Source organism: Okeania sp., assembly GCF_035285525.1.
GTDB lineage: Bacteria > Cyanobacteriota > Cyanobacteriia > Cyanobacteriales > Microcoleaceae > Trichodesmium.
This window is the reverse complement of record NZ_JAYKGW010000214.1, coordinates 1-4,753: the sequence shown is the minus strand read 5'-3', so window position 1 is coordinate 4,753 and position 4,753 is coordinate 1. Positions and strand designations below refer to the sequence as shown.

Annotated in this window: 4 protein-coding genes; 3 read left to right on the top strand and 1 reads right to left on the bottom strand. The window is 36.4% G+C overall.

Annotated features, from left to right (window positions below):
- The first annotated feature begins 453 nt into the window (after positions 1–453).
- Positions 454–990 (top strand): DNA-binding protein, encoded by a 537-nt coding sequence (locus tag VKJ25_RS20360; RefSeq protein WP_324238472.1) that lies wholly within the window; start codon positions 454–456, stop codon positions 988–990.
- A 494-nt stretch (positions 991–1,484) separates the two neighbouring features.
- Complete coding sequence (gene psb32 / locus VKJ25_RS20355; RefSeq protein ID WP_324238471.1) at positions 1,485–2,192, top strand: photosystem II repair protein Psb32; 708 nt, start codon at positions 1,485–1,487, stop codon at positions 2,190–2,192.
- 289 nt (positions 2,193–2,481) lie between these two features.
- Here psb32 and VKJ25_RS20350 read toward each other — a convergent pair whose 3' ends face one another.
- Positions 2,482–2,865, bottom strand: coding sequence for a DUF4346 domain-containing protein (locus VKJ25_RS20350; protein ID WP_324238470.1), 384 nt, complete (start codon positions 2,863–2,865; stop codon positions 2,482–2,484).
- A 795-nt stretch (positions 2,866–3,660) separates the two neighbouring features.
- On the opposite strand from VKJ25_RS20350, the gene VKJ25_RS20345 reads away from it, so the two are divergent.
- Positions 3,661–4,620: an MDR/zinc-dependent alcohol dehydrogenase-like family protein gene (locus tag VKJ25_RS20345; protein WP_324238469.1), complete on the top strand. Its 960-nt coding sequence runs from the start codon at positions 3,661–3,663 to the stop codon at positions 4,618–4,620.
- Positions 4,621–4,753 lie beyond the last annotated feature (133 nt).

The window sequence follows — 4,753 nt, the reverse complement described above, 5'->3', positions numbered from 1 at the left end:
GCTGTTTCATATACTATTTTTGCCCAAAGTAAGAATATTCCTTGAGTAAACTCATTTATCTCTAAGTTCTACCATCCATACTCTCTCTGTGTGAAAATACAAAAATTAGAATTTAGCTGTAAATAATGTATATAACGTTCAAAACTATAACGTTATAGTTTTTGAACTCTATAGATAGTGCTTTGCGTAATTTATAAAAATATTCAAAAAAACTATTTATTGTTATGAATGTTTCATATACTATTGTTGCTCAAAGTAAGAATATTCCTTGAGCAAACTGATTTATGTCTAAGTCCTACTATCCATACTTTCTCTCTGTGAAAATACACAAATTAGAATTTAGCTGTAAATCATAAATGATGTATATAGCGTTCAAAACTATAACGTTATAGTTTTCAAATCTACATATAGTGCTTTTCCTAATCCCCGAAAATCTTCAAAAAAACTATTGTTATGACTGTTTCATTTATTAGTACAACAGAAGCTGCTTTTTTACTCAATCTTTCCACAGGTAGATTAAGAAGGCTAATGAATCAAAACCGTGTTCCCGGAGCTATTAAATACAAAGGACGATGGCAAGTTCCCGTCAATGATCGAGGAATGCCAGAAATTGAAGAAGGTAGTCGTGGTCCTAAAGGAACTTGGAATAAATTTCAACGCAAAGCTAAAACCATAGTTCATGTGCTGCGAAAAACTATAGACTATAACCGAGATAACGAAACTTCTTATCCAGCAGTAGCTGTAAAAGTAGGCGATAAAAAAGATTATTGTCACGCTTTGAAAATTTATGGCTCTTGCCTCATTGTTTATCAACCTCATCAACCAAATAGAAGTCAAGCCGGAGGGGCACGTCTGTGGATTGAAGTGGAACCGGAAAATAGAGTAGAAAGAATATATTTCAGTGATGGAGATTATGGTCCGCCACCAGAAGTAGTTCAGCAGCGAGCAAAAAGTAAAAAGCAAAAAGCAAAAGATGAAAAGTTAAGATAAACATTTACTTGAAAAAAAATAATTTCAGTAACAGGGCGTTGATTCTGTTCTATTTTGAGCTGTCTGTCTATAGAAACCCTAAGCATATCTAGGGATTACGTATGGAAATATCAAAGCTTTCACAGATAGATAAAGCTTTTAGCATTTTTAGGTAGGTCAAAAGTACCTGGTTTTCCGCTATTTATTAATGCTCCCCAAGTCACTATTTTCAGCACATCGTTGGGCAAAAAAAAATACTTCCCTACTCCTGGAAAAATACTTTTTCAGCAAACTCTATCTATAAAATTAGATGCACATTAGGGGGAGATGCGGCTATTTTTCTACCTTTGTAATACTTCTGTAGCTTAATGAGTTTTAGTCTGTAAATCTAGATGTAGAATGATAAAATCAAGTCTAGTAAAATTTTCATATTGTTCAGAGGCCATAGCATAGATTGTATGGTGGCAAGTCCGTCACTCTGATCAAAAAATTACCCTTTACTAGAAAATGCACTAATGATCAAACTATTTAATAAAACTTTTCTCATAATATCTCTACTCTTACTAATTGTGGCCAATCTTGTGCCCGTATCCTCTGCATTAGCAACAGGAGTTTATCAGATGCCAAGTTTAGTCGCAGGCGATCGCACATTTATTGTTGATGATGCAGATGTTCTGAGTCGGATAACTGAGAATAAACTGAAAAATTCTTTGGAAAATTTGGCTAATACCACAGGAAATGAAGTTAGATTTGTGACTATCCGTCGTCTAGACTATGGAGAGACTATCAATAGTTTTACAGAAAAATTATTTGACAAATGGTTTCCGACTCCAGAAGCCAAAGCTAATCAAACTTTATTGGTATTAGATACTCTAACTAATAATGATGCAATTATTGTCGGTGATACAGTTAAAGAGATTATGTCTGATGAAATTGCTCAGAGTGTAGTTGACGAAACTATTCAAGTACCTGTCAGAGATGGGAATAAATATAATGAAGCTTTCTTGGCAGCTAGCGATCGCCTGGATGCTGTATTATCTGGAGAAGCTGACCCAGGTCCACCAGAAGTTAAGGACGAGCTTTCAGCACAAGTAGCTGCTACTTTTAAATCAGCAGAAGAAACTGATGATCAAAGTGCAACTGTTATAGTAGTTGTATTGTTAGTTATTGCGACAATAGTACCTATGGCTACTTATTTCTGGTATCAAGGTTTTTCTGGCTAGTAATATCATGTCCGGTGGAATAATTAGCTTTTGATGGAAGGAAGGCAGAAGGCAGCTATGCTGGAGGCAGAAGGTTTTTTCCCATTGTTAATTGAATTTTATACACAAACTATGCTACCGGACATGATATAATTCAAGAAAATAGGATAAGTTTCTTTTCTATTTGTTAATTATAAATCTCCAAAAATAAAAAACCGGGAATTAATTATTATCCATAAATCATCAATTATTCCCCCCTATTCCCTGTTCCCAGTTAAGTGTTCCCTGTTTTCTGGAGATGTCTATTGAACTAATCTTGAATATATTCTTTGCCATATAATAAAGCAATTTCTGCACGCACAAATTCCCGCCCTAAATAAGCAGCATGATCTAACATTTTAACGTGGCAAGTACGGGTTTCTTCAAAAATTTTGACACACATTTCTTTAGCTGTTCTGGCAGTAAATATTGTAGTTTCTTGACGTTCTACTTTTCCTTTTGCGGGAATAGGTTTTCCTGTTTCTGGGTCTATAGCTAAACCCCGGTCATCAATAAAATTAGTGAAGTGTTTGGCACAAATTAAGCTTGCTTCTCGGTCGATAAAAATAATGAAATAACCACCTGGGTCAAGATGTATGTCACGTTTAGAAAGCTTTTCATCAATAGTGGTTATTTCTTCAGATGTTAGATTCATAGTTTAAATTTAGAATTAGCTGTATTTTATTCTACATTTTTATCTAAATTTTGGCACAATATCATTACTACAGGACAGTCTTTTGATTACACTTTGCAGGAAGTAAGGCAGCTAGCTATGCTGAAGGCAGAGAGAGGGAAGAAGGAGAACGAAAGAAAAGGTCATTATGGGAGAAATTTTTTTGATAACTGATTATCTGAACATGATATAAGATTTTCTTGTAGGGGTTTGGTTTCCAAATCTCTTCGCGCTTGGGTTTGGAAACCAAACCCCTACAGTTTTTTCTCACATCTCATTGCTGGTTGCTATATGAAAAAAGTGATATATTAGTAATCAAAAGTATTGTTCAAAGTTAATATTTAATGCTAGTAATTAAATTCAAGTATAAATTTGATCAATGCGGTAGGCTTTATCGTTAATACTTGTGGAAGTTATCTTGCTGAAAGTAACTTTAGAACCAGGAAGTAAACAATAAAATTAGGACTTACGCAGAAACCGGGTTTCTATACGGAAATTTAGTGGTTTGAGCAACAATATCACGGCAATAAAACCCGTTTCTTGGTTGCGAGTGCGTAAGTCCTGTAAAACATCACTAATTGTCACATTATTAGGACTTACGCACGAACGCTATTGGTAGGGTGCGTTTTGCGTTCCGCAAAGCTCCGCATATGTCGGCTCAAGCGCCGAAACGCTGCGTGACATCAAAAGCGCACAACGCACAACGCACCAATACTCTATATATCGTGCCTTTGCCTAAGTCCTGATTATTATAGTATAACTTTAATCAAGCAGAATATGAAAGGAATTTGGCTAGAAAACAAACAACTTCAACTCCGGACTGACTTACCCACACCCGATCCGACCCCAGGAGAAGCACTCGTTCGAGTATTGAGAGCAGGTATTTGCAACACAGACCTAGAACTCCTGAGAGGTTACTATCCCTACAAGGGAATCTTAGGCCATGAATTTGTCGGTGTAGTGGAACAAGGACCGGAAAATTTACTTAATCAAAGAGTAGTGGGAGAAATTAATGCTACTTGTGGTCATTGTCGCTTTTGTTTGAGTAATCAACCAACCCATTGTGAAAATCGGACAGTTTTGGGAATAGTTAACCGCAATGGAGCTTTTGCTGAATATCTGACCTTGCCAGTCAAAAATCTGCATCTAGTTCCTGATAGTATTTCAACAGATGAAGCTACATTTACCGAACCAGTAGCAGCAGCATTGGAAATTCAACAACAAATAAAAATTTCTCCAGCAGATAAAGTTCTAGTAGTGGGGGATGGTAAACTCGGACAGTTAGTTGCTCAAACTTTGGCTTTAAGTAATTGTCAATTATTGGTTATTGGTCGTCACCGGGAAAAATTAGCAAATTTAGAAGAGCGGGGAATTAAAACTGGGTTTGTCGATGCTGTGACTACAGGAGCTTTTGATGTAGCAGTTGAATGTACGGGCAACCCAGAAGGATTTGCGATCGCTCGTCGCGCTCTTCGACCTCGTGGTATTTTAGTCCTTAAAAGCACTTATGCAGGAAATCTCAGTTTGGATATTTCGTCATTGGTTGTGGATGAAATTACTTTAATTGGTTCTCGTTGCGGACCTTTTACACAAGCATTAGATGTTTTATCACAACATAGAGTTAATGTCAAGCCATTAATTCAAGCTCATTATCCTTTAGAAGCAGGAATGGATGCTTTTGTTCATGCTCAGAAGAAGGGAATGTTAAAAGTATTAGTTGATATTGGGGAAGAGTAGGATAATTTCAGTAGAGAGTAGAGAGTAGAGAGTAGAGAGTAGAGAGTAGAGAGTAGAGAGTAGAGAGTAGAGAGTAGAGAGTAGAGAGTAGAGAGTAGAGAGTAGAGAGTAGAGAGTAGAGAGTAGAGAGTAG

Bases quoted from the DNA above. Each gene is read 5' to 3' on its own strand.
- VKJ25_RS20360 (WP_324238472.1), top strand. From the start codon at position 454: ATGACTGTTTCATTTATTAGTACAACAGAAGCTGCTTTTTTACTCAAT.
- psb32 (WP_324238471.1), top strand. From the start codon at position 1,485: ATGATCAAACTATTTAATAAAACTTTTCTCATAATATCTCTACTCTTA.
- VKJ25_RS20350 (WP_324238470.1), bottom strand. From the start codon at position 2,865: ATGAATCTAACATCTGAAGAAATAACCACTATTGATGAAAAGCTTTCT.
- VKJ25_RS20345 (WP_324238469.1), top strand. From the start codon at position 3,661: ATGAAAGGAATTTGGCTAGAAAACAAACAACTTCAACTCCGGACTGAC.